Below are 22,871 nucleotides of genomic sequence, written 5' to 3' on the forward strand. Positions count from 1 at the left end.
CGCCCCGCCCCGCGCTCCGGCGCACGGCCGAACCGGGGTACTCTCACGGGGCCGCCCTGCGGGCCGCCTGACGACCTGCGCGAACAACACCCAGAGAACACCCCCAGGAGACTGACGACGATGGCCGACCGGGTCACGGTGATCGGCTGGGACGGTTCGCCGCTGACCGAGGCGGCGCGCGGCGCTCTCGGCGCCGCCACCCTCGTGGCGGGAGCCGCCCACCACCTGGCGCTGCCCGAGGTGCCCCCGTCGGCCGAGCGGATCCGCCTCGGCAGCGTCGCCCTCGCCGCCCGCCGTATCGCCGCCCACCGGGGCACCGCCGTGGTGCTCGCCGACGGCGACCCGGCCTTCTTCGGGGTGGTACGGACCCTGCGCGCTCCGGAGTTCGGTCTGGAGGTCGAGGTCGTCCCCGCCGTCTCGTCCGTGGCCGCCGCCTTCGCCCGCGCCGGAATGCCCTGGGACGACGCACAGGTGGTCGTCGCGCACAAGCGCACCCTGCGACGCGCGGTGAACGTATGCCGAGCCCACACCAAGGTCGCCGTGCTGACCGCGCCCGGCGCCGGACCGGCCGAACTGGGCCTGCTCCTCGACGGCGTGCACCGCACCTTCGTCATCTGCGAGGAACTCGGCACCGAACGCGAACAGGTCACCGTCGTCACCTCCGACAAGGCCGCCGACCACACCTGGCGCGACCCGAACGTCGTCATCGTCATCGGCGGCCGGGCCGGGGCCGGCGAGGGCGGCGGCTGGATCGCCGGACGCGACCCCGCCGCCGGACCGCGCGGCTGGACCCAGCCCGCCGCCTCCTACGCCTCCCACGGCGGCCCGCTCGCCGAGGGAGAAACGGATCTGCTGAGGGCCGCTCAGCTCGCCCGCCTCGGACCGCGCATCGGCGACCTCGTCTGGGACATCGGCTGCGGCAGCGGGGCGTTCGCCACCGAGGCCGCCCGCGGCGGCGCCGCCGTCATCGCCGTCGACCGCGACCCGGAGTCCTGCGCCCGCACCGAGGCCACCGCACGCCGCTTCGGCGTCCAGCTGCAAGTGGTGCGGGGCACCGCCCCGCACATCCTGGAGAACCTGCCCGAACCGGACGTCGTCCGCGTCGGCGGCGGGGGAGCCGCCGTGGTCTCCGCGGTCGCCGACCGGCGCCCGCAGCGCATCGTCGCGCACGCCTCCAACCGGGACGCCGCCGAACTCGTCGGCCGCGACCTCACCGAGCACGGCTACCAGGTCGAATGCGCCCTGCTCCAGTCCGTCGAACTCGACACGCGCGCCTGGACGGAGACGGAGCGGAGCGTCGCTTTCCTGCTCTGCGGTGTGCTTCCCGACCGCGCCCCGTGATCGGATCGTCGTACCGCGCGCGGTAGGCTGGCCGATCGTTGTACCGCACTGGGTGGTCCGGGACTTCGTTCATCAATGTCCGGAAAACCCGCCCGTTTTGCGGTGGGTGTGGTACGGCAGAACCAGAGGACGCGCAACGTGGCGCAGTCCACAGCGGACCGTGGCGGATCACGTTGTCGCCGCGGCCGAACGACCGCGACAATGCCACTCAATGGCTTTGTCGCCTTTTGCGGGCGGGTCGTTCGTGCCGCCGGGCAGGGACGCTCGTTCTTCACTGGGGGGCGGTCGGTGCGCCGTTCCCGGTGAGCTGGTCGTAGAAGCACTAACCGATGGGCGAGGGGTACGCATGACCGACACCGGCCAGGTCCCGGGCGAGGGACTGCCGGAGAGCGCAGGCATGGTGGAGCAGCCGGGCGTCCCCGCGCACGGCGCGTACACCTACCTCTCCGAGTCTCCCGCCGAGGACGAAGACCTGCTGTTGCCCGGCTCCCAGGGCGCATGGGGCAACGAAGTGCCCCCGCCCGCCCCGGAGCCGGTCGTCGAGGCCGTCCACCAGCCGGGCCCGCACGAAACGGCCGGCCGGGACAGCGGCTCCGTCGACCTCGGCGGCGTACTGCACCCCGACCCGACCGCCACGCCGCACGTCGCGCCACCCGCCGCGCCCGCCATGCCCGCCGCGGCGACGTCCCCGCGGCGGCCCCTGCACCTCGGCCCGCCGATCCCCGACGCCTCCGCGAGCCCGGTCCGCTCCCTGGCCGACCGCGGCCCCGCGGGCGCACCCGTCCGGCACTCCGGGCCGCCCACCGTCGGGCCCGAGTACCTCGACGTGCAGCAGCCGGCGGAGACGGCCCCGCAGGGCGCCGCTCCCTGGGGCGCGCAGACCGCGCAGACCGCGCAGAGCGTGCAGACCCCGCAGAGCGTGCAGGCCTCCGTGGCGACGCCGGTCGGGGCACAGGTGGCGGCTGCGGAAACGGTTGTTCCGGGCGACGGCGAGCCGGTCGGCGCTGCCCAGGCCGCCGTGGCCCGGCTCGCGGCCCAGGCCGGCGCCGCGGTGCCCGCTGCCGGCTACGCCCCGGAGGGCGGCCGACCGCCGCAGGACCAGACGGGCGTGCGGGACGACGCGCAGGCTGGTCACGAGGCTCACGGCGCGGAGTTCGCGCAGGTGACGGACGGTACGGGCGGTGTGGACGGCGTGGACGCTTCCGGTGCCGGGCAGGAGCCGGTGGGCGCCCAGGTCGTCCCGGACGCCCAGGTGCCCGACGCCGGCTACGTGGGGCCTTCGGCCGAGGACGTACCGGCAGCGGAGCCGGGCCAGGCCCTGGACATGCCCACGCCCGCCGCCGAGGCGGCCCCGGCTCCGGAAGACACGCGGTCCACGGACGGTGGGCAGGCGCCCGAGGCGACCCGCACCCCGCAGGCCGCCGGGACGGAAGAGGTTTCCGAGGCCGGTCACGGTCCGGAGGGCGTGCGGGCTCCCGACGGCACGCAGGTCACGGAAGCCGCGCAGGTCACGGAAGCCGCGCAGGTCACGGAAGCCGTGCCGGTCACGGAAGCCGTGCCGGTCACGGAAGCCGTGCCGGTCACCGGACCGGTGGAGGCTTCTGCCGAGCAGGCTCCCGCCCCCGAGCGGCTCTCCGTGGACGCGTCCGACACGGAGACGACTTTCCAGCCGACGGAGGTCACATCCGTCCCCGTACCGGAGCCCGAGGCCACGCCCCGCCCGGAGGCCGAGGGTGCGACCGAGCCGGCGACGCCCGCCGAAGACGAACCCACGGCCGGCGACCACAGGGCCGCCGAACGGCATCGGCCGGTCGCTCCCGCAGCGGACCCGGCCGACGAGGCGACCCCCGTGGCCCAGGTTCCGGCAGCCGACGAGGCGCCCGTGAACCCCGAGGGGCATCACGAGGCACACCCCGAGGCACATCCCGAAGCCCAGGCGGCCCCGGAAGCCCCCCACAGCGACGCACCGCCCACCACGGAACAGATGCCCGGGGAGCACGCCTCCGCGTCCGCACCCGCCGCGGCCTCCCCCGGGGACGGCACGCAGGACGGACACGTCCCCGGTGGCGCCCCGCTCCCCAGCAGTGTTCCGGCCCAGGTCCAACCCGGCCTGCCGCTGGGGCAGTTCGTGCCGGTCGAGGGCTCGGTGCCGACCACCCCGCACCTGGCCCCGACGCCCCCGCACCCGCTCGTCCTCCCGACGGACCAGCCGACGGACCAGTGGCAGGCCCAGCCCGAAGCGCAGGCCCAGCCCGAGCAGCCGCCCCAGCTCCAGACCGAGCAGCAGCTCCAGGCCCAGACCGAGCAGCAGCCGGAGGCCGCTCAGGAACCCGGGCCGCGGCCCGCCGAGGGGACCTCGCAGGACCCGGTCGCCATGGTCCCGGCCCCCCGCGACGGCGACACCGTTCCCGCCGCGCCCGGCGAGGAGCCGGACCCGGCGGTGGTCCAGCACGCGGACGACCTGGACACCCAGGTCGCCGACCAGGAAGAGAGCACGGCCGCAGTGGCGGAAGCACGGCAGTCCACCGGCCCGGCCGCGCCCGGCTACGACGAGGCCGAGCGCGAGGCCGTGCTCAAGGTGATGCGCGAGCGCCGCGACATCCGCAACGGCTTCCGCGGCGACCCGATCCCGCACGAGGTGCTGCTCCGCGTCCTGGAGGCGGCGCACACGGCCCCGTCCGTCGGCCACTCCCAGCCGTGGGACTTCGTCGTCATCCGCTCCGCCGACACCCGTCGCGCGATGCACGAACTGGCCATGCGCCAGCGCGACGCCTACGCCAAGTCGCTGCCGAAGGGCCGGGCCAAGCAGTTCAAGGAACTGAAGATCGAGGCCATCCTCGACACCCCGGTGAACATCGTCGTCACCGCCGACCCCACCCGCGGCGGCCGTCACACCCTCGGCCGGCACACCCAGCCGCAGATGGCGCCGTACTCCGCCGCGCTCGCCGTGGAGAACCTGTGGCTCGCCGCCCGCGCCGAGGGCCTGGGCGTCGGCTGGGTCAGCTTCTTCGACGAGCGCGAGATGGTCCGCGCGCTCGGTCTGCCCGAGCACCTGGAGGTCATCGCCTACCTGTGCGTCGGATACGTCGACGAGTTCCCGGACGAGCCCGAGCTGATGCAGGCCGGATGGTCCAAGCGCCGCCCGCTGTCCTGGGTGGTGCACGAGGAGACGTACGGCCGCCGCGCGCTGCCCGGTGAGGAGCCGCACGACCTGCTCGCCGAGACCGTCGCCCAGATCCGCCCGCTGGACGCCAAGGCGCTCGGCGAGGCCTGGGAGCGGCAGAAGCGCATGACCAAGCCGGCCGGCGCGCTCGGCATGCTGGAGATCATCTCGGCCCAGCTGTCCGGGCTGTCCCGGCAGTGCCCGCCGCCGATCCCCGAGCCCGCGGCCGTGGCGATCTTCGCCGGCGACCACGGAGTGCACGCCCAGGGCGTCACCCCCTGGCCGCAGGAGGTCACCGCCCAGATGGTGGCCAACTTCCTCGGCGGGGGAGCGGTCTGCAACGCCTTCGCGGCCCAGGTGGGTGCCGAGGTCTGCGTGATCGACGTGGGCGTCGCCACCGACCTGCCGGCCACGCCCGGCCTGCTGCCCCGCAAGGTGCGCGCGGGCACCTCCGACATGACCACCGGCCCCGCGATGACCCGCGAGGAGGCCAAGAAGGCCATCGAGGTCGGCATCGAGACCGCCCGCGACCTGGTCGCGGCGGGCAACAAGGCGCTGCTCACCGGCGAGATGGGCATCGCGAACACCACCGCGTCCGCGGCCCTCATCTCGGTCTACACCGGCGCCGACCCGTCCGAGGTCACCGGCCGGGGCACGGGCATCAACGACGAGACCCTGGCCCGCAAGACCGACGTGGTCCGCCGCGCCCTCGAACTGCACCAGCCCGACCCCGCCGACCCCGTCGGAGTGCTGGCCGCGATCGGCGGCTTCGAGCACGCGGCCATGGTCGGCCTGCTCCTCGGCGGCGCCTCGCTGCGTACGCCGGTGATCCTGGACGGCGTCAGCGCCGGTGCCGCCGCGCTGGTGGCCCGTGCGATCGCCCCCGAGGTGCTCGCGGCCTGCATCGCCGGCCACCGCAGCGCCGAACCGGGTCACGTCGCCGCCCTGAACAAGCTCGGCCTGCGCCCGCTGGTCGACCTCGACCTCCGCCTCGGCGAGGGCACGGGCGCCCTGCTCGCCCTGCCGCTGGTGCAGAGCACGGCGCGAGCGATGCACGAGGTGGCGACGTTCGACTCGGCGGGCGTCACCGAGAAGTGAGCCACGAGGCATGTCGGCGGCCGGGGTCGGCGGGTTTGCGCTCCTGCGCACCCCCCGACCCCGCCGTACGCTGATCGCACGTCTAAAATCCGCACGTCAGGGCTGCTCCGGAGCCGTAGCGCCCGTTCGTACCGCTTCGACTGTCTCCCCCCACAGCACCGCTGCGACCGCCCGGACGAGGAGCCGCATCCCCATGGCCGAACACCCCGCCTACCCCGTAGGCCTCCGCCTCACCGGCCGCCGCGTGATCGTCCTCGGCGGCGGCCAGGTCGCCCAGCGCCGTCTCCCGGCGCTCATCGCCGCGGGCGCGGACATCGTCCTCGTGTCGCCCGAGGCGACCCCTTCCGTCGAGGCCATGGCGGACGCGGGCGAGATCACCTGGGAGCGGCGCCCCTACCAGGACGGCGACCTCGCGGACGCCTGGTACGCGCTGATCGCCACCAGCGACTCCGACGCCAACGCCCGTGCCTCCGCCGAGGCGGAGCGGCACCGCGTCTGGTGCGTCCGCTCCGACGACGCCGACGCCGCGACCGCCTGGACGCCGGCCACCGGCCACAGCGAGGGCGTCACCGTCGCCGTCCTCACCACGAGCGCGCGCGGCCGCGACCCCCGGCACACCGCCGCCATCCGTGACGCCGTGGTGGAGGGCCTGCGCGACGGCACCCTGGTCGCCCCGCACCACCGCACCCGCACCGCGGGCGTCGCCCTCGTCGGCGGCGGCCCCGGCGACCCGGATCTGATCACCGTGCGCGGCCGCCGGCTACTCGCCGAGGCCGACGTCGTCATCGCCGACCGTCTCGGCCCCCGCGACCTGCTCGCCGAACTCCCGCCGCACGTCGAGGTGATCGACGCCGCGAAGATCCCCTACGGCCGCTACATGGCCCAGGAGGCCATCAACAACGCGCTCATCGAGCACGCCAAGCAGGGCAAGTCGGTGGTCCGGCTCAAGGGCGGCGACCCCTTCGTGTTCGGCCGGGGCATGGAGGAGGTCCAGGCGCTCGCCGAGGCCGGCATCCCCTGCACGGTCGTCCCCGGCATCTCCAGCTCCATCTCGGTGCCGGGCGCGGCGGGCATCCCGGTCACCCACCGTGGGGTGGCCCACGAGTTCACCGTGGTCAGCGGCCATGTGGCGCCCGACGACGAGCGCTCCCTGGTCGACTGGCCCAGCCTGGCCAGGCTGACCGGCACGCTCGTGATCCTCATGGGCGTCGACAAGATCGGGAAGATCGCCGAGACGCTCGTCGCCCACGGCAAGTCCCCCGACACCCCGGTCGCCCTGGTCCAGGAGGGCACGACGGCGGCCCAGCGCCGCGTCGACGCCACCCTCGCGACGGTCGCCGAGACCGTACGCGCCCAGGACGTGAAGCCGCCCGCGGTCATCGTCATCGGCCCGGTCGTCGCCGTGGGCCCGTCCGCCTCCCAGTAGCCCCGGGCACCCATCCACCCGTCCGAGCCCCCCGCACCGCAGACAGGACAAGGCAGTACACGCTGTGGCCGAACTCATCACCGTCGAGGACCCCGACGACCCGCGTCTCACCGACTACACGGGTCTGACCGACGTCGAGCTGCGCCGCAGACGCGAACCCGCCGAGGGGCTGTTCATCGCCGAGGGCGAGAAGGTCATCCGCCGGGCCGGGGACGCGGGCTACGCGATGCGCTCGATGCTGCTGTCCGCCAAGTGGGTCGACGTCATGCGGGACGTCATCGAGGAGGTCCCGGCCCCGGTCTACGTGGTCGATCCCGCACTCGCCGAACAGGTGACCGGCTACCACGTGCACCGCGGCGCGCTCGCCTCCATGCGGCGCAAGCCCCTGCCCACGGCCGCCGACCTGCTGCGCACGGCCCGCCGGGTCGCGGTCATGGAGTCGGTCAACGACCACACCAACATCGGCGCCATCTTCCGCTCGGCCGCCGCCCTCGGCATGGACGCCGTCCTGCTCTCCCCGGACTGCGCCGACCCGCTCTACCGGCGCAGCGTCAAGGTCTCGATGGGCGCGGTCTTCTCCGTGCCGTACGCCCGTCTCGACAGCTGGCCGGGGGGCCTGGACTCGGTCCGCGAGGCGGGCTTCACCCTCCTCGCCCTCACCCCCGACGAGAAGGCCAAGGCGCTGGACGACGTCGCCCCGCACCGGATGGACCGGGTCGCCCTGATGCTCGGCGCGGAGGGCGAGGGCCTGTCCAGGCAGGCCCTCGTGGCCGCCGACGAGTGGGTCCGCATCCCCATGTCCCACGGCGTCGACTCCCTCAACGTCGGAGCGGCGGCCGCCGTGGCCTTCTACGCCGTGGCCACGGGGCGCCCCGAGACATAGGACGAACGAACTGCGAACGACGCGGGCACGGGGGCCGCTCGGCTCCGGGTTCTACGACGACTGCTCGACCGGCCCGTCGGCCGCGGCCGACGACGCGTGCGCGACCTGTACGGCGCCGTCACCGCCGAGCCCGCGCGCGGGTCCCTGGCAGCCCTGCGCCGCCGCGATGCCGAGCGCCACCAGCAGCGTCACCACCACGAACACGAACAGCCGCTGCCGCAGCAGCCTCGGATTGGCCGGCCGCAGGCCGGTCGCCGTGTTCCGCGGCCCCGGCCGCCGGGTGCCGCCGCGCGGGGCGGGCCGGCCGCCGCCGGCCGGACGCCCGCCGTTGCGGGGCACCGGCGTGGACCGTCCACCGGGGGACCGGGCGGGTGCGCCGGAGCCGCGCGGCGCGCCGGGGTCGCGGGGCGTACCGCCCGTGCGCGACGCAGTGCCGCCCCGCGAGGGGGGAACGGTGCCGCGCGGGGGCGGCGTGCCGGAGGAGGAGCCCGGCGGGCGCCGGCGGAGCCGCTGCTGCTCGGGGCGGCCGGCCCGCTGCTGCTCCGGGTAGGTGGCGCGCAGCTCGTCCGGGTAGGTGTCCACGAGCCGGCCGGTGGGCCGGTCGGCCTCGGCGGTGCGCGGCGCGGGCGGACGCAGATCGCCGAGGTCCTGCGCCTCGCGCGCGGCGATCTCCTTCAGCCGGAGCGAGATCTGCAACGTGCTGGGCCGGTCCTCGGGGTCCTTCGCCAGACAGGCCCGCACCAGTGGGGCCAGCGCGTCCGGCACACCGTGCAGCTGGGGCTCCTCGTGCACCACCCGGTACAGCATGACCTCGGAGCTGCCGTGCCCGAACGGCGAGTCGCCCGTCGAGGCGTACGCCAGCGTCGCCCCCAGCGAGAAGACGTCGGTGGCCGGGGTGACGGCGGCGCCGCGCACCTGTTCCGGAGCGAGGAAGCCGGGGGAGCCGACCGCGGTGCCGACGTGGGTGAGCGTCGAGGCGCCGGTCGCCCAGGCGATGCCGAAGTCGATGATCCGCGGTCCCTTGGGGGACAGCAGGATGTTGGAGGGCTTCAGGTCCCGGTGCACCACTCCGGCCTCGTGGACGGCGACCAGCCCCTCGGACAGGGCGGCCCCGATCGCCGCGGTCTCCGCCGCGCTCAGGGCACCGTCGTCGGCCACCTTGTCGTGCAGGGAGGGCCCGGGCACGTACTGCGTGGCGAACCACGGGCGGTCCGCCTCCAGGTCCGCCGCCACCAGCCGGGCCGTGCAGCCGCCCCGGATCCGCCGGGCCGCGGACACCTCGCGGGCGAACCGTGAGCGGAACTCCTGGTCCTCCGCCAGATCCGGCCGGATGACCTTCAGCGCGACCCGCTGACCCTTCCGGTCGGAGCCGAGATAGACCACACCCATCCCGCCCGCGCCGAGCCGTCGGTGAAGCCTGAACGAGCCGACGACGCGCGGGTCCTCGCGCCTCAGGCGCATCATCGCCATGTTCATCCCCGCTGCCCGGTCCTGTGACGAGCCACAGCTTACGTTTCCGGGGCCGTTCGCGCGCAGAGGCCGCGCCCGCTCTACCCGATCGATTGTCGGTACGGGGAAGCGCAATTGAAGGTCGGTCAGGAACTCCGGGACCCCCGTGCCCCGACCCCGCTCGTGATCCCAACCACCGGTCGCCGAACGGAGGTTGGACCCCTGGAGGACCATCAGGCGGAGTGGGGGGCGGAGACCGGGGACCCGGCGTGTACGCGGCGGAGGGCGGCGGGCCGGGTGGGGCAACGGGCGCGGAGCGCGACGCTCCGGGACATGCCGGAAGTGAGCGAAGTCACCACCCGAGGGCAGGAAAAGCCGGGACACTCCGGACGGCCCCTCCGGGAAGACCCCGAGACGGGGGACCGCGTCTCCACCCTGGGGAGTAGTCCCCAGCTCACGGCTCATCCTCCGGGAGGCCCGGCAATCGGTACGAGGGCATGACGTCCGGCCGTCGCCCCGCGCCTAGATTTGAGGTCAAGCGGCGGGTGCAGCACTCGTCCCCCGAGGTCAGACACCCGCCGCTGCCCATGACAACCGAGACGGTCAGGAGAGGGACCATGGCCCACACGGCACCGCGGACACTGCTCCGCCCACGCCCCCGCCGTACGGGCCGTCGCCACCCCCTGGTGGCGACCGTGATGGCCCTTCCCCTGGCGGCCCTGCTCCTGCTGGTCTTCGACGGCTGGGACACAGTGGCCACACAGGCGTCGTCCGTGGGTGTGATGCTGGGGCGCTGAGCGGCGACCCCAGGCCCGGAAGAGCGGTCCGGGCGGGGACATCCATCCATGAAACCCCGTGGGGACGGGGGTGCGGCGGACGGCAAAAATGCCGGCGCAGCTGGGGAGCTGCGCCGGCATTGTCATGTCTCACGGACGTACGTACGCGGCCGCGGGCAGTCGTGCCTCACCCGGCGCTCGACGCCTGGGAGGAACCCCAGGGCGGCACCGCGAGCGCGAGCACCTCGAACCCCCACACCTCACCCACGTAAGCTCACGGTCGCCGCAGCACCCCAGGGAGTCCCGTGACAGCCGCCCCTCTCCTGCCCGAGCTGACCGCACAGGCCGCGAGGGCGGCCCATGCCGACGGCAGGAGCTGCCCCTGCGAGGCAACCGTCCTCGCCGCCCGCCCCGACGCCACGGTCGTCCGTCACGCCGGCACCGTCGCGAAGGCCCACGCCCCCGGCACCGACCCCACCGAACTCACCCTCCGCCTCACCACGGCCGCCCGACTCCCCGGCATCCTGCTGCCCCCGCTGCCCGCGCCGCCCCCTGCGACCACCGCTCCCACCACACTCCACGACCGCCTCGTCACCTTCTGGCCGTACGGCACGCCCGTGGACCCCGACACCCCCGAGGCCGCCCCCTGGGAAGCCGCCGCCACGCTCCTGGCCCGTCTCCACCGCAGCCCCGCCCCGCCGGGACTGCCACCCATGCGCGGCCCCGCGAAGGCCGCCCGCGCCGTGGCCCGGCTGCGCGCCGCCGCGCCCGGCCACCCCGCCGCCCGCCCGATCCTGCGCGCCTGGGCCGCCCTGCCCGCCTGGGCCCGCGACGAGGCGCACATGCCGCCCGCCGCCTCCGGCGCCCTCTGCCACGGCGACCTGCACCTCGGTCAGCTCGTCCGGTACCCGGCCCCGAGCGGGCCGTGGCTGCTGATCGACGTGGACGACCTCGGCACCGGCGTACCGGCCTGGGACCTGGCCCGCCCAGCGGCCTGGTTCGCCTGCGGACTGCTGCCGCCCGACGAGTGGACGCGCTTCCTCGGCGCCTACCGTGCCGCGGGCGGCCCGGCCGTTCCCGTGGACGGCGACCCCTGGGCCGCCCTGGACACCGCCGCTCGCGCGCTCACCGTGCAGACCGCCGCGCTGGCGGTGACCAAGGCGACCGCGGTGGACCGGCCGCTGGACGAGGTGGAACAGGCCGTGGTGGACGCCTGTGACCGAATGAGCGGCGTCCCCGTGGAGTTGGCCGGCGACCCGGCGAAGTAGGGTGCAACCGGGCCGCGGTCGGACGGAGTCTGTCCTGGCGGTACCCGAAGCAGAACCTACGGCGAGGAGTTGAGCCGACCATGCAGTGTCCGAAGTGTCATGCGCCGATGCACACCTACAACCGCAACGGCGTCCAGATCGAGCAGTGCAGCGGCTGCCGCGGCATCTTCCTCGACTACGGCGAGCTGGAGGCGCTGACCCGCCTGGAGTCGCAGTGGGCGCAGCCGACGCCGCCTCCGCCGGCCCCGCAGGCCTACCCCGCGCCGCCCGCCCCCGCCTGGGGCGCCCCGCACGGCGGCGGCCACGGGCACTACGGGCACGGCCACCGCCACAAGAGCTTCGGCCACATGCTGTTCTCCAGCTGAACCGCGGCACGACGAAGCCCCCGGCCGTACGAGACGGCCGGGGGCTTCCTGGTGAGTGGACGATACTGGGATTGAACCAGTGACCTCTTCCGTGTCAGGGAAGCGCTCTCCCGCTGAGCTAATCGTCCTCGGGACCACGATCACTCCGATGTCACCCGGTGGAGCGGATCATGGGCACTGCGTGCGCGATACTGGGATTGAACCAGTGACCTCTTCCGTGTCAGGGAAGCGCTCTCCCGCTGAGCTAATCGCGCGGGGATCCTCGCGGATCAAGGTCCTTGCGGACCAGTGGACGATACTGGGATTGAACCAGTGACCTCTTCCGTGTCAGGGAAGCGCTCTCCCGCTGAGCTAATCGTCCTTGGAGGTGGAGACGGGATTTGAACCCGTGTAGACGGCTTTGCAGGCCGTTGCCTCGCCTCTCGGCCACTCCACCAGGAGTGCAGGGGACCGGGAGTCCCCTCTCCTTCGAGCGGACGACGAGGCTCGAACTCGCGACCTCAACCTTGGCAAGGTTGCGCTCTACCAACTGAGCTACGTCCGCCTGTCGTTTCGGATCGCTTGCGCGTCCCGGCGACGTGTTGAACTCTAGCGGATTCCCGGGCCAGTACAAAAACGCGTTTGTGCAGCGTGCTGCGCTGCGTCCAGGTGAGGACCATGTCAGGCCCCCGGAAGGACACGCCCGGGTCACCCGCGGGACACCCCCCATAGACTCGGCCACGTGCACGACCTCGCTCCTCTCGCCCGCTTCGGTGACCGCGTCGCCACCGGCCTGACCGACGTCACCAGCGACCCGGCGGCCCTGGACTCCACCGGCTTCTGGGCCGTCGCCGCCGACTACGAGGGCCGGCTGACCTGCGCCCGCTTCCGCGACGTGCGGCAGCAGGCCGTGCCCGCCCCGGCGCCCGGCGCGTGGCGGGGCCCGGCGGCCGGCGACTGGACGTCGTCACTGGACCGCGCCGCCTACACCGCGGGCGTGCGCCGCATCCGGGAGCACATCGCGGCCGGCGAGGTCTACCAGGTGAACCTCTGCCGGGTGCTCTCCGCGCCGATCGCGCCCGGCGCCGACGTGGACGCGCTGACCGCCGTACTGGCCCGCGGCAACCCCGCGCCGTACGCCGGAACGATTCGGCTGCCCGCGCACGGCGTGGAGATCGCCACCGCGTCCCCCGAGCTGTTCCTGCGCCGCGACGGCCGGACCGTGGAGTCGGGTCCGATCAAGGGCACGGCCCGCACCGAGGCGGAACTCCTGGAGAAGGACTACGCCGAGAACGTGATGATCGTGGACCTGGTGCGCAACGACATCGGGCGCGTCTGCACCAGCGGCAGCGTCACCGTCCCCGACCTGTGCGCCGTCGAGAAGCACCCCGGACTGGTGCACCTGGTCTCCACGGTCCGCGGCGAGCTGCGCGCCGGCGCCGGCTGGCCGGAACTGCTCGACGCCGCCTTCCCGGCCGGCTCGATCACCGGCGCCCCCAAATCGAGCTCCCTGCGGATCATCGACGCCCTGGAGACGGCACCCCGCGGCCCCTACTGCGGCGGCATCGGCTGGGTCGACGCCGACCGGGGCGTGGGGGAGCTGGCCGTCGGCATCCGCACCTTCTGGATCGACCGCGCCCCGGGCGGCACGGCCGTCCTGCGCTTCGGCGCCGGCGCCGGCATCACCTGGGACTCCGACCCCGAGGGAGAGTGGCGGGAGACCGAACTGAAGGCGGCCCGGCTGCTCGCGGTAGCGTCGGGAACGTACGAGGGTGCGTACGAGACGCCGTGACGAGCGGTCGTATACGGATTTGTGAGGTAGGGACCAGTGAAGATCTGGCTCGACGGCGGGCTGCGGGACATCGAGTCCGCCCGCGTCTCCGTCCTCGACCACGGGCTGACCGTGGGCGACGGGATTTTCGAGACGGTGAAGGCCGCCGACGGAGAGCCGTTCGCGCTCACCCGTCACCTGAACCGGCTGAGCCGCTCGGCGCGCGGCCTGGGGCTGCCCGACCCCGACCACGACGAGGTGCGCCGCGCCTGCGCCGCCGTCCTGGAGGCCAACCCGATGCCGCTGGGCCGGCTGCGCATCACCTACACCGGCGGCCACGGCCCCCTCGGCTCCGACCGCGGCGACCAGGGCCCGACCCTCGTGGTCGCCCTCGGCGAGACCACCCGCCGCCCCGACTCCACCGCGGTCGTCACGGTGCCGTGGACCCGCAACGAGCGCGGCGCGCTCACCGGCCTGAAGACCACCTCGTACGCCGAGAACGTCGTCGCCCTCGCCCGTGCCCACCAACACGGCGCCTCGGAGGCCCTCTTCGGCAACACCGTCGGGCAGCTCTGCGAGGGCACCGGCTCCAACGTCTTCGTCGTCCTCGACGGCGAGATCCACACCCCGCCGCTCGCCTCCGGCTGCCTCGCCGGCATCACGCGCGAGCTCGCGATCGAGTGGACCGGCGCCAGGGAGACCGACCTGCCGCTGGACGTCCTTCAGCGGGCCGAGGAGGTCTTCCTCACCTCCACGCTGCGCGACGTCCAGGCCGTCCACCGCGTGGACGACCGCGAACTGCCGGGCACGGCGGGCCCGGTGACCGCCAAGGCCATGCGCGTCTTCGACGAACGCTCGGGGCACGACCTGGACCCGTAGACCCTCCCCGGGATCCGCCGAAGCCGCGGAAATGCGGCTGACACGGGGACCGGTCGCGGGTAGAACAACCCTGATGACCACGACCCTGCGGCCCACCGAGCCGCTTCAGCACCACACCGACGGGACACGTTCACGCCGCTACCAGGTGTGCGTGAACAGCCGTCCCGTCGGCGTGACCCATCTCTCGACGCACCCGGTCTTCGGACCGGCCGTGGCCCGCATCCTGGAGCTGCGCATCGACGAACCCGACCGGGGCCGGGGCCGGGGCACGGTGGCCGCGCTCGCCGCCGAGGAGGTGGCGCGCGGCTGGGGCTGCAAGCGGATCGAGACGGCCGTGCCCGCGACCGAGGAGGCCGCGGTCCGGCTCGTCACGTCCCTGGGCTACGTCCAGCGCAACCGCGGCATGGAGAAGGAGCTCGGCACCACCGCGCCCGAGCTGCCGGCCGGCAGCCGCGGCAGGCCGCTGACGGAGGCCGAGTACGGGTCGTGGCTGGAACACGGCAAGGCCGGGTACGCCCAGAGCTGGATCGACCGCGGCGTACCCGCCGACGAGGCATGGGCCAAGTCGGAGTCCGACCACGCCCGGCTGCTGCCCCAGGGGCCGGCGACCCCCGGCATGCTGCTGAGCGTCCTGGAGCACGAGGGCACCCCGGTCGGCACCCTGTGGCTGGCCGTCGGCGACGACAAGGCCTTCGTCTACGACGTGGAGGCCGACGAACGCTTCCGCGGGCGGGGGCACGGCCGCTCCCTGATGCTCCTGGCCGAGGCGCAGGCGGTGGCCGCGGGCAAGCGCGTCCTGGGCCTCAACGTCTTCGCGGGCAACACCCCCGCGGAGCGCCTGTACGACTCCCTCGGCTACCGCCCGGTGCTCTACAGCCTCTACAAGGAACTCCTGTAGCTCCCGCGACAGGGGGAGGTCCGCCCCGGCCGCCTGCCTCGGCTGCTCGCTCAGGCCGGCCTGCCTCGGCTGCTCGCTCAGGCCGGCCTGCCTCGGCTGCTCGCCCCGGCCGGCCCGCCTCGGCCGGCCCGCCTCGGCCGGACCGGCTCGGCTGCTCGTCCCCGCCGACCCGCCGGGCCGGGCCCGGTCGGTCAGTGCGGCCGTTCGGCCTCGGCCAGCAGGCGGTCCACGATCTCCTCGATGCGTGCGCGCAGGCCGTCCTGGCTCTTGCCGCCGTCCAGACGCTCGCCGCCGACGACGTAGGTCGGCGTGCCCGTGACGCCGATCGCCTTGCCCTCGGCCTGGTCGGCGTCGACGATCAGGATGTGCCGTCCGTCGACGAGCGCGGTGTCGAACTCCTCCGCGTCGAGACCCAGTTCCCGGGCCACCTCGACGAGCAACGGCTCGCCCTTGCGGTCCAGCTCCTCGACGCGGCCGAGCACCGCCTCCACGTACGGCCACAGCCGCCCCTGCTCGGCGGCCTCCTCGGCGGCCTGCGCGGCCGCGAAGGCGTGCTTGTGCTTCTCCAGCGGGAAGTGCCGCAGCCGCAGCTCCAGCCGGTCGCCGTAGCGGGAACGCAGGGCGCGCAGATCGTCCAGCGCGGTGCGGCAGTCCGGACACTGCAGCTCGCACCAGACGTCGAGAACGGGAACGGCGGGCACGGAGGAGGAGTCGCTCATGTCCCCCAGTCTCCCAGCCCCCCACCCCAGCACCCAATCCACCCGTGCCCCGGCAGCCACCCGGCCACCGGTTTTCATCCGGCCACCGGCCACCGGCCACCGGCCCCCGCGGCCCCCGGCCACCGGCGGCCCCCCGGCCACCGGCGGCCCCTGGCCACCGGGCGGGACCTGTTCGCCGGGTTGCCGGGGGTACCTGGGGAGGAGGGGACCCGGAGATGTCCCTGATGTCCGCCCGGAGCGTGGCCTCGCGGGGTGTGGGCGGTGCAGGATGGAAGGGACGAACTGCCCGACCGGTGAGCGCTGCCCTGGAGGACCGGATGATTGCCGAGACCGTCTGTTCCGCCGTCTCCGCGGCCGGCCTGGGCATTGCCGCGGTCACGGCGTACCGCAAGCGTTTCCTCGCGGCGACCCGTATCGCCGCCTACTCCCTCGTCCCGATCGGCCTGGTGATGACCGGCGTCGTCGGCTGGCTGGCCGACACCGCCTTCAGCCCCACCGCGTGGGCGGGCTTCGGCCTGCTCGGCTGCGCCTGGGTGCTCTTCGCGACGACCCGCGGGGTGGAGCGCCGACGCGGCGGCACCCGCAAGGAGCGCAGGGCGGCCGCCCGCGCCGCCCAGGGGGACGCGGTGGCCCCGGCGGCATCCGCACCGTCCCTGGGCCCCGCCACCCGCCCGGCCGACCGTCCCGCCGCCCGCCCGGCGAAGGGCGCCTCCCGCGGCGAGGACGACTTCAGCGACATCGAGGCCATCCTGAAGAAGCACGGCATATGACAGCAGTCCGGCTGCGCTGACCCGCGCCTCCGGCACCCGGCAGCCGGCACCCGCGGGCCTACTGATCATGCTTCTCCCAGGAAACGATCAGGACCCGGGCCGATCCGAAGCGAAGATCGAGAAATCCGACGAACTCCCGTACATTCCAGGCGTGTTGATCGCGCTGCGGGCGTCGGCTGCGTCATCATCGCCGCGAGATGGTGGACACGACACAGAGCGAGGCCGCGCCGCCGAAGGACGAGCCGCGCGGGTGCCTCTTCGCCCTTTCCCAGCCGCCGCTGATGATCTTCCTTGCGGTGATCGGGTGTCTGCTGCTCATGGCTGCGTTGCACGACCTGCTGTTGCTGTGAGCCGTACCGTGGGTCCTCGGCGCCACCCGCCGGGGACCACGACACCACCGCGACGACCGGGGCGGCCTCAGCCCGCCGACTCCTTGCGTCGCGCCCGGTACGCGGCCACGTGCAGCCTGTTGCCGCACGTACGGCTGTCGCAGTACCGCCGTGAGCGGTTGCGGGAGAGGTCGACGAAGGCACGACGGCAGTCGGGGGCCTCGCAGCGCCGCAGCCGCTCCTGCTCCCCGGCCACCACGAAGAAAGCGAGCGCCATGCCGCAGTCCGCCGCCAGATGGTCGGCGACGGAGGCACCGGGCGCGAAGTAGTGCACGTGCCAGTCGTAGCCGTCGTGGTCCGTCAGCCGGGGCGTGGTGCCCGCGGCGGCGACCAGCTCGTTGATCATCCCCGCCGCGGTACGGGAGTCCGGCGCCGCGAAGATCCCCGCGAACCGGCCGCGGATCCTGCGCACCGCCGACAGGTCGAACTCCGACAGCACCCCGACATCGCTCATTTTGTGGCTTCGTACGAAGTCCCCGAGCGCCGCGACGTCCGCCAGCCCGTCCGCCGCCGACTCGTCCTCCGGTGCGGTGTTCACCAGATCCACCACGGTGTCGAGCGCGCACCGGGTGTCGTGGGTGATCAGCACGTTTCGCTCCCAAGGCCTGGGGATCGGGCGCATGCCCGCCGATGCAGGCCGATGGTAGTGGCTTCACCCTCACCCGAGCAGCGCCCGGTGACCCGTACACGCGCACACCGGCACCGGCCCCCGCGGGGAACCGGTGCCGGTGCATCCCATATGCGGTTGTCCTGGCCCGAGCCGTCTCCCCGAGTGGACGGCAACGGGCAGTCGAAGGGGCCCCGAAGGGCCTACCGGTTAACTTTCCGCGAGGATGTGCGAGAGCTCCTGATCCAGATCGAAGTGCCGGTGCTCCGTGCCGGGGGGCACGGCCGCGTCCGTTCGCTTCAGGAAGGACTCCAGGGCCCGCGCAGGGGCCTCGAGCAGGGCCTCGCCCTCAGGGGAGCTCAGGGCGATGCAGACGACGCCCTGGCCATGACTGCGCGACGGCCAGACACGGACGTCGCCGGTACCAGTGGGACGGTGAAGCCCCTCGGCGAGGAGGTCGCGGGCGAACACCCACTCGACGGTCTCCTCGGCTCCGGTGTGGAAGGTGGCGTGCACGGCGTAGGGGTCGGCCGTGTCGTACCGCAGGCCTGCGGGGACAGGCAGGGAGGACTCGCTCGACACAACGAGGCGCAGGTGCAGCTCGCAGCTGACCGTGGTGTTCATAAGCGCCAGGGCCTTTCGCTCAGTGTGCGCTCGGGGATTCGCACGTCGGCGAAATCGACATGCCACCTACGGTGCCGTTGTAAACCCCTCTGAGTGTTTTGCCTGGCTTTACGTAACTCTTCCGGCCGAGAACCCGTGCGGCAGGTGGGGCCATTCCGGTGACGCGATTTGTGGTTTCTCTCCGGTAGGGTTCAGACACATGAATACGGGGAGTGACGGGCGGGACGAAGTTGCCGCGGCGTCGGACGGAGCGATGATGGAGCCGAAGGCGGGCGAGGGGGAGGACCGGCGCGGGCTCGGTTCGCGGGCGCCCGAGTTCATCCGGTCACGGCGAGTGCTGCACGTGAGCTGGCAGGTCGGCGTCTTCGTCGTCGGGCTCGCGGTCGTCGCCGCGGGCATCGTGATGCTCCCGCTGCCCGGTCCGGGCTGGGTGGTGATCTTCGGTGGCATGGCGATCTGGGCGACCGAGTTCGTGTGGGCCCAACTCGTGCTCCGCTGGACCAAGCGCAAGGTCACCGAGGCGGCCCAGCGGGCCCTCGATCCCAAGGTGCGCCGCCGCAACATCATCCTGACGGTGCTCGGCCTCGTGATCATCGCCGCGCTGCTGGGTGTGTACATCTGGAAGTTCGGCCTCGTCATGCCCTGGAGCATCAGGGACCAGTGACCGGCCCACGGGGCGGCCTCTGGTCCCGGGCATACCCTGACTTGCGGTAATGTTCTTCCTGCGCCCGGGCGATTAGCTCAGTGGGAGAGCGCTTCGTTCACACCGAAGAGGTCACTGGTTCGAACCCAGTATCGCCCACCCGGACACGACGGCCCGTCTGCGACCAGCGGACGGGCCGTCGCCGTACGCGGGCCCACAGCGCGCTCCCAGCCCGGCTCCGGAGGCGGGGGCCATGGGCCCCTTCCGCGCCGGTCACGACATGCGAGGTCACCGCCCCCCGACCGGCTGTTTCGCAGCCGACGCGCACGGGACCCGCGGATCCGCCCGGAGCCACCGGCGAGTCGCCGGCCAGCCGCCGGGGAGTCGCCGGCCAGCCGGCTCCCGACCGAGACATCCGGGCTCCCGACCGAGGCATCCGGTCCCCCGACCGAGACACCCGGGCAACCATCGCGACCGCCGCACCGCCCCCTCCCGCCCCAGAGCCGGCACCGCCCCCACAGCGCCCCGCCGCCCCCACCGCGCCCCGCCGCCCGGAGGCACCCGCCCGAGAAATTCTTGCCGGAATCATTGACGCACCCCTGCCCCCTCCGTACCTTGTGCCAGCAAGCGCTTACTTGAAACGATTCACGACATGGGCGACGCTGCGGGAGGACCCGACTGTGGGAACCAGCAGGAATCTCGAGAGGCGAACGATCCTGAAGGCGGCCGGGGCCTCGGTGGCCGCGCTCGGGGTCGGGGCCACGACCGGTTGCGGCGGGGAAAGCGGTTCCGGGAACGGGACGGTGACGATCCGTTACTCGTGGTGGGGCGCCGAGGAACGCGCCAAGAGGATCAACCGGACCATCGCCCTCTTCGAGAAGAAGTACCCGAAGATCAAGGTCAAGACGGACTTTCAGACCTACCAGTCTTTCTGGGAGAAGTTCCAGACGCAGGCGTCCGGCGGAAATCCCCCGGACGTTTTCCAAAACGCCGTCACTTTTCTTCGGAAGTACGACAAGAGGGGCGTCCTGCTCGATCTGAAGCCGCAGATCCAGGCGGGCAATCTCAGGCTGGACGACTTCCGTGCCGGTGTCACCGAGGTGGGCGAGGTCGACGGCAAGCAGCTGGGCGTTCCGGTCGGCTCCAACACCATGGCGCTGGTGATCGACAAGAAGGTCTGGCAGAAGGCGGGCGTGGAGCCGCACTCCGGCTGGACCTGGGACGACTTCTTCAAGGCTCTGAAGACGATCCACGACAAGACCAAGGTCCCCGGGGACACCGGCTACTTCAGCATCATGTACCTGTACGACCTCTACCTTCGCCAGAACGGCAAGGCGTTCTTCACCAAGGACGGACTCGGCTTCGACAAGGCCGACCTGACGGAGTGGTGGCAGGACGGCTACAACCGTGTGAAGGCCGGCCTCGTCACCGACCCGAAGGTCGTCGCCCAGGACTACCCCAAGTCCTCGCTCTCCGCCGGTCACGGCGCCTCGGAGTTCACCTGGGACAACTTCACCGTCCGCTACCAGGCGGAGGGCGACAGCACCTACGGCCTCGCCCCCATCCCGACCACGGATGGCAAGCACACCGGCCAGTACCTCGCCTCCCTGATGCTCAGTGCCTCCTCCCGTACCCCACACCCGAAGGAGGTCGCCCAGTTCATCGACTTCATGGTCCACGACCCCGAGGCCGGCAGGATCATGGGCTACGACCGGGGCATCCTCACCACCACCGGCCAGTACGACGCCTTCAAGCCCACCGACGAGGTCAACAAGGAGATAGCCCAGTACGAGGCCGACACCGCCAAGGCCAGCGTGCTCGGCACCATCACCCCGCACCCCTCCGGTGCCGACACCGTCGAGGCCGCCTTCCTGCGCATTGGAGGCGACCTCGGTCAGGGCAAGACCAAGGTCGCGGACGCGGTGAAGCAGTTCTTCACCGAGTCCGAGGCCGCCTTCCAGGCCTGACGGGAGGCGCCGTGACGCTCGTCAAGGACTCCGTGCCCGCCTCGCGCGGGGCACGCCCGGCCGCCACCGCCACCGCGGGGCGGCCGGGCCGCCGGCGCGAGAACCTGGCCGGCTATCTCTTCATGTCCCCGTGGATCGCGGGCTTCCTGCTGCTGACGGCGGGCCCGATGGTGGCCTCGCTGTACTTCGCGTTCACCGACTACAACCTGTTCAACACGCCCAAGTGGGTCGGGCTCGACAACTTCACCAGGATGTTCGACGACCCGCGCTGGCAGAAGTCGGTGGAGGTGACGGCCAAGTACGTCGTCATCGGGACCCCGCTGAAGCTGCTGCTCGCCCTCGGCGTCGCCCTGCTGCTCGCCCAGAGCCGCCGCGGCCAGGCGTTCTACCGGGCCGCCTTCTACGCCCCCTCGCTGATCGGCGCGAGCGTCTCGGTCGGCTTCGTCTGGCGCTCGATCTTCTCCGACGGCGCGATCGTCGACCGCACCCAGACCTTCCTCGGCTGGCACGTCGGCGGCTGGGTCGGCAACGCCGACTGGATCCTGTACTGCCTGGTCGCGCTGACCGTCTGGCAGTTCGGCGCCCCCATGGTCATCTTCCTGGCCGGCCTCAAGCAGGTGCCCAGGGAGCTGTACGAGGCCGCCGAGATGGACGGCGCCGGGCCGCTGCGGAAGTTCTGGAACATCACCCTGCCGATGATCTCCCCGGTGCTGTTCTTCAACGTCCTGCTGGAGACCATCCACTCGTTCCAGATCTTCGGCTCGGCCTACGTCGTCTCCAACACCTACTGCGGACCGGCCGACGCCACTCTCGTCTACACCTGCTACCTGTACCAGCAGGGCTTCAGGAACGCCCAGATGGGCTTCGCCGCCGCCATGGCCTGGATGCTGCTGCTCGCCGTGGCCCTGGTGACGGCCGTCCTCTTCTGGTCCCAGAAGAAGTGGGTGCACTACGAGGAGGACGCCCGATGAGCGCGACCACCCCCACCAGGACCCTCGGCGGCGGCCTGGGACGCAAGCGGACCGGCTCGCTCGCCTGGCACCTCGGCGCCCTGCTGATCCTCGCCGTCATCCTCTATCCGGTCGTCTGGGTCATCGGCGCCTCGTTCAAGCCGAGCAAGGACATCATCAACAGCCTCACGCTGATCCCGTCCCACCCGATCCTGTCCAACTTCAAGGGCCTCGCCGACGGCATAGCGGACATCACGATCTGGACGTTCTTCCAGAACTCCCTCTTCTACGCGCTCGGTGCCGTCGTCGGCGTCCTGATCTCCTCCTCGGTGACGGCGTACGCCTTCGCCCGCATCAGGTTCGCCGGGCGCAACCTGCTGTTCTCGCTCATGATCGGCACGCTCCTGCTGCCGTACCACGTGCTGCTGATCCCGCAGTACGTGATGTTCCAGAAGCTGGAGCTGACCAACACCTATGTGCCGCTGCTGCTCGGCAAGTACCTCGCCACGGAGGCCTTCTTCGTCTTCCTCATGGTGCAGTTCATGCGCAATCTGCCCCGCGAACTGGACGAGGCCGCCCGCATCGACGGCTGCGGGCACCTCAGGATCTACTGGTCGATCGTGCTGCCCCTGTGCCGGCCCGCGCTCATCACCAGCGCGATCTTCACCTTCATCAACGCCTGGAACGACTTCATGGGCCCGCTGATCTACCTCAACGAGCCCGGCAAGTACACCGTCTCCCTCGGCCTGATGATGTTCCGCGACTCCGACGGCGTCGCCGCCAACTACGGCGGCATGATCGCCATGTCCCTGGTCGCGCTGCTGCCCGTGCTGCTGTTCTTCCTCGCCTTCCAGCGCTACCTGATCGACGGAATGGCGACCTCCGGACTGAAGGGCTGAGGTGACC

Annotated in this window: 20 protein-coding genes and 6 tRNA genes; 17 read left to right on the plus strand and 9 right to left on the minus strand. The window is 72.7% G+C overall.

The genetic code is table 11. The annotated features are described in order from the left end of the window. The first annotated feature begins 120 nt into the window (after window positions 1–120). The 4 genes from cbiE to ABZ484_RS08615 all read left to right on the plus strand — a co-directional run bounded on the left by cbiE (window position 121) and on the right by ABZ484_RS08615 (window position 7,911). A complete protein-coding gene (cbiE, locus tag ABZ484_RS08600; RefSeq protein ID WP_358865148.1) occupies window positions 121–1,341 on the plus strand; it encodes a precorrin-6y C5,15-methyltransferase (decarboxylating) subunit CbiE in 1,221 nt (406 codons plus the stop codon). Window positions 1,342–1,687: 346 nt separating this feature from the next. Beyond that, entirely contained in the window at window positions 1,688–5,602 is a 3,915-nt protein-coding gene (gene cobT / locus ABZ484_RS08605; protein WP_358865149.1) for a nicotinate-nucleotide--dimethylbenzimidazole phosphoribosyltransferase, read from the plus strand. A gap of 193 nt (window positions 5,603–5,795) precedes the next feature. Continuing rightward, window positions 5,796–7,028, plus strand: coding sequence for a uroporphyrinogen-III C-methyltransferase (gene cobA / locus ABZ484_RS08610; RefSeq protein WP_358865150.1), 1,233 nt, complete (start codon window positions 5,796–5,798; stop codon window positions 7,026–7,028). 64 nt (window positions 7,029–7,092) lie between these two features. Then, entirely contained in the window at window positions 7,093–7,911 is an 819-nt protein-coding gene (locus ABZ484_RS08615; protein WP_358865151.1) for an RNA methyltransferase, read from the plus strand. 51 nt (window positions 7,912–7,962) lie between these two features. Here ABZ484_RS08615 and ABZ484_RS08620 read toward each other — a convergent pair whose 3' ends face one another. Continuing rightward, complete coding sequence (locus ABZ484_RS08620; RefSeq protein WP_358865152.1) at window positions 7,963–9,387, minus strand: protein kinase; 1,425 nt, start codon at window positions 9,385–9,387, stop codon at window positions 7,963–7,965. Window positions 9,388–9,977: 590 nt separating this feature from the next. Here ABZ484_RS08620 and ABZ484_RS08625 point away from each other — a divergent pair. The 3 genes from ABZ484_RS08625 to ABZ484_RS08635 all read left to right on the plus strand — a co-directional run bounded on the left by ABZ484_RS08625 (window position 9,978) and on the right by ABZ484_RS08635 (window position 11,769). Beyond that, a complete protein-coding gene (locus ABZ484_RS08625) occupies window positions 9,978–10,157 on the plus strand; it encodes a hypothetical protein (RefSeq protein ID WP_030166345.1) in 180 nt (59 codons plus the stop codon). A 284-nt stretch (window positions 10,158–10,441) separates the two neighbouring features. Beyond that, window positions 10,442–11,404 carry an aminoglycoside phosphotransferase family protein gene (locus tag ABZ484_RS08630; protein WP_358865153.1) on the plus strand — a complete coding sequence of 321 codons (963 nt, stop codon included), beginning with the start codon at window positions 10,442–10,444 and terminating at the stop codon, window positions 11,402–11,404. Window positions 11,405–11,484: 80 nt separating this feature from the next. Further along, on the plus strand, window positions 11,485–11,769 hold the full coding sequence (locus tag ABZ484_RS08635; protein WP_358865154.1) for a zf-TFIIB domain-containing protein: 285 nt from the start codon (window positions 11,485–11,487) through the stop codon (window positions 11,767–11,769). Between the two features lie 56 nt (window positions 11,770–11,825). On the opposite strand, the gene ABZ484_RS08640 is transcribed toward ABZ484_RS08635, so the two are convergent. From ABZ484_RS08640 to ABZ484_RS08660, 5 genes are all read right to left on the minus strand, one after another. Continuing rightward, window positions 11,826–11,897 (minus strand) — tRNA-Val (locus ABZ484_RS08640). 54 nt (window positions 11,898–11,951) lie between these two features. Further along, window positions 11,952–12,023: transfer RNA gene (locus ABZ484_RS08645), tRNA-Val, on the minus strand. A 35-nt stretch (window positions 12,024–12,058) separates the two neighbouring features. After that, a tRNA-Val gene (locus ABZ484_RS08650) sits at window positions 12,059–12,130 on the minus strand. 1 nt (window position 12,131) lies between these two features. After that, window positions 12,132–12,205: transfer RNA gene (locus ABZ484_RS08655), tRNA-Cys, on the minus strand. 35 nt (window positions 12,206–12,240) lie between these two features. Continuing rightward, window positions 12,241–12,313 (minus strand) — tRNA-Gly (locus ABZ484_RS08660). A 177-nt stretch (window positions 12,314–12,490) separates the two neighbouring features. Here ABZ484_RS08660 and ABZ484_RS08665 point away from each other — a divergent pair. The 3 genes from ABZ484_RS08665 (at window position 12,491) to ABZ484_RS08675 (ending at window position 15,296) form a co-directional block, all read left to right on the plus strand. Further along, window positions 12,491–13,540, plus strand: a complete 1,050-nt coding sequence (locus ABZ484_RS08665) for a chorismate-binding protein (protein WP_358865155.1) — start codon at window positions 12,491–12,493, stop codon at window positions 13,538–13,540. Between the two features lie 36 nt (window positions 13,541–13,576). Then, window positions 13,577–14,398 (plus strand): aminodeoxychorismate lyase, encoded by an 822-nt coding sequence (locus ABZ484_RS08670; RefSeq protein WP_358865156.1) that lies wholly within the window; start codon window positions 13,577–13,579, stop codon window positions 14,396–14,398. A 73-nt stretch (window positions 14,399–14,471) separates the two neighbouring features. Next, the gene (locus ABZ484_RS08675; RefSeq protein ID WP_358865157.1) at window positions 14,472–15,296 is read left to right on the plus strand and encodes a GNAT family N-acetyltransferase; all 825 of its coding nucleotides are present in this window, start codon (window positions 14,472–14,474) and stop codon (window positions 15,294–15,296) included. A 191-nt stretch (window positions 15,297–15,487) separates the two neighbouring features. Here the strand turns inward: ABZ484_RS08675 and ABZ484_RS08680 are convergent, their stop codons facing one another. Further along, complete coding sequence (locus ABZ484_RS08680; protein WP_358865158.1) at window positions 15,488–16,015, minus strand: DsbA family protein; 528 nt, start codon at window positions 16,013–16,015, stop codon at window positions 15,488–15,490. 317 nt (window positions 16,016–16,332) lie between these two features. Between ABZ484_RS08680 and ABZ484_RS08685 the strand changes: the two genes are divergently transcribed. Both ABZ484_RS08685 and ABZ484_RS08690 read left to right on the plus strand, forming a co-directional pair. Further along, complete coding sequence (locus ABZ484_RS08685) at window positions 16,333–16,785, plus strand: hypothetical protein (RefSeq protein WP_358865159.1); 453 nt, start codon at window positions 16,333–16,335, stop codon at window positions 16,783–16,785. 197 nt (window positions 16,786–16,982) lie between these two features. Next, window positions 16,983–17,135: a hypothetical protein gene (locus tag ABZ484_RS08690; RefSeq protein WP_189898003.1), complete on the plus strand. Its 153-nt coding sequence runs from the start codon at window positions 16,983–16,985 to the stop codon at window positions 17,133–17,135. Window positions 17,136–17,202: 67 nt separating this feature from the next. Here the strand turns inward: ABZ484_RS08690 and ABZ484_RS08695 are convergent, their stop codons facing one another. Next, entirely contained in the window at window positions 17,203–17,763 is a 561-nt protein-coding gene (locus ABZ484_RS08695; protein ID WP_358865160.1) for a CGNR zinc finger domain-containing protein, read from the minus strand. A gap of 228 nt (window positions 17,764–17,991) precedes the next feature. Beyond that, window positions 17,992–18,405, minus strand: a complete 414-nt coding sequence (locus tag ABZ484_RS08700; protein ID WP_004002642.1) for an SsgA family sporulation/cell division regulator — start codon at window positions 18,403–18,405, stop codon at window positions 17,992–17,994. A 199-nt stretch (window positions 18,406–18,604) separates the two neighbouring features. Between ABZ484_RS08700 and ABZ484_RS08705 the strand changes: the two genes are divergently transcribed. The 5 genes from ABZ484_RS08705 (at window position 18,605) to ABZ484_RS08725 (ending at window position 22,864) form a co-directional block, all read left to right on the plus strand. After that, window positions 18,605–19,069, plus strand: coding sequence for a TIGR02611 family protein (locus ABZ484_RS08705; RefSeq protein WP_358865161.1), 465 nt, complete (start codon window positions 18,605–18,607; stop codon window positions 19,067–19,069). A gap of 66 nt (window positions 19,070–19,135) precedes the next feature. Then, window positions 19,136–19,207: transfer RNA gene (locus ABZ484_RS08710), tRNA-Val, on the plus strand. A gap of 644 nt (window positions 19,208–19,851) precedes the next feature. Continuing rightward, window positions 19,852–21,015 (plus strand): extracellular solute-binding protein, encoded by a 1,164-nt coding sequence (locus ABZ484_RS08715; RefSeq protein ID WP_358865162.1) that lies wholly within the window; start codon window positions 19,852–19,854, stop codon window positions 21,013–21,015. Between the two features lie 11 nt (window positions 21,016–21,026). After that, window positions 21,027–21,986, plus strand: a complete 960-nt coding sequence (locus tag ABZ484_RS08720) for a sugar ABC transporter permease (protein ID WP_358865163.1) — start codon at window positions 21,027–21,029, stop codon at window positions 21,984–21,986. After that, entirely contained in the window at window positions 21,983–22,864 is an 882-nt protein-coding gene (locus tag ABZ484_RS08725; RefSeq protein ID WP_358865164.1) for a carbohydrate ABC transporter permease, read from the plus strand. Before ABZ484_RS08720 ends, ABZ484_RS08725 begins: the two co-directional genes overlap by 4 nt. The last annotated feature ends 7 nt before the right edge of the window (window positions 22,865–22,871 follow it).

The sequence above is a fragment of the Streptomyces sp. NPDC006393 genome, assembly GCF_040628575.1.
Classification (GTDB): Bacteria; Actinomycetota; Actinomycetes; order Streptomycetales; family Streptomycetaceae; genus Streptomyces.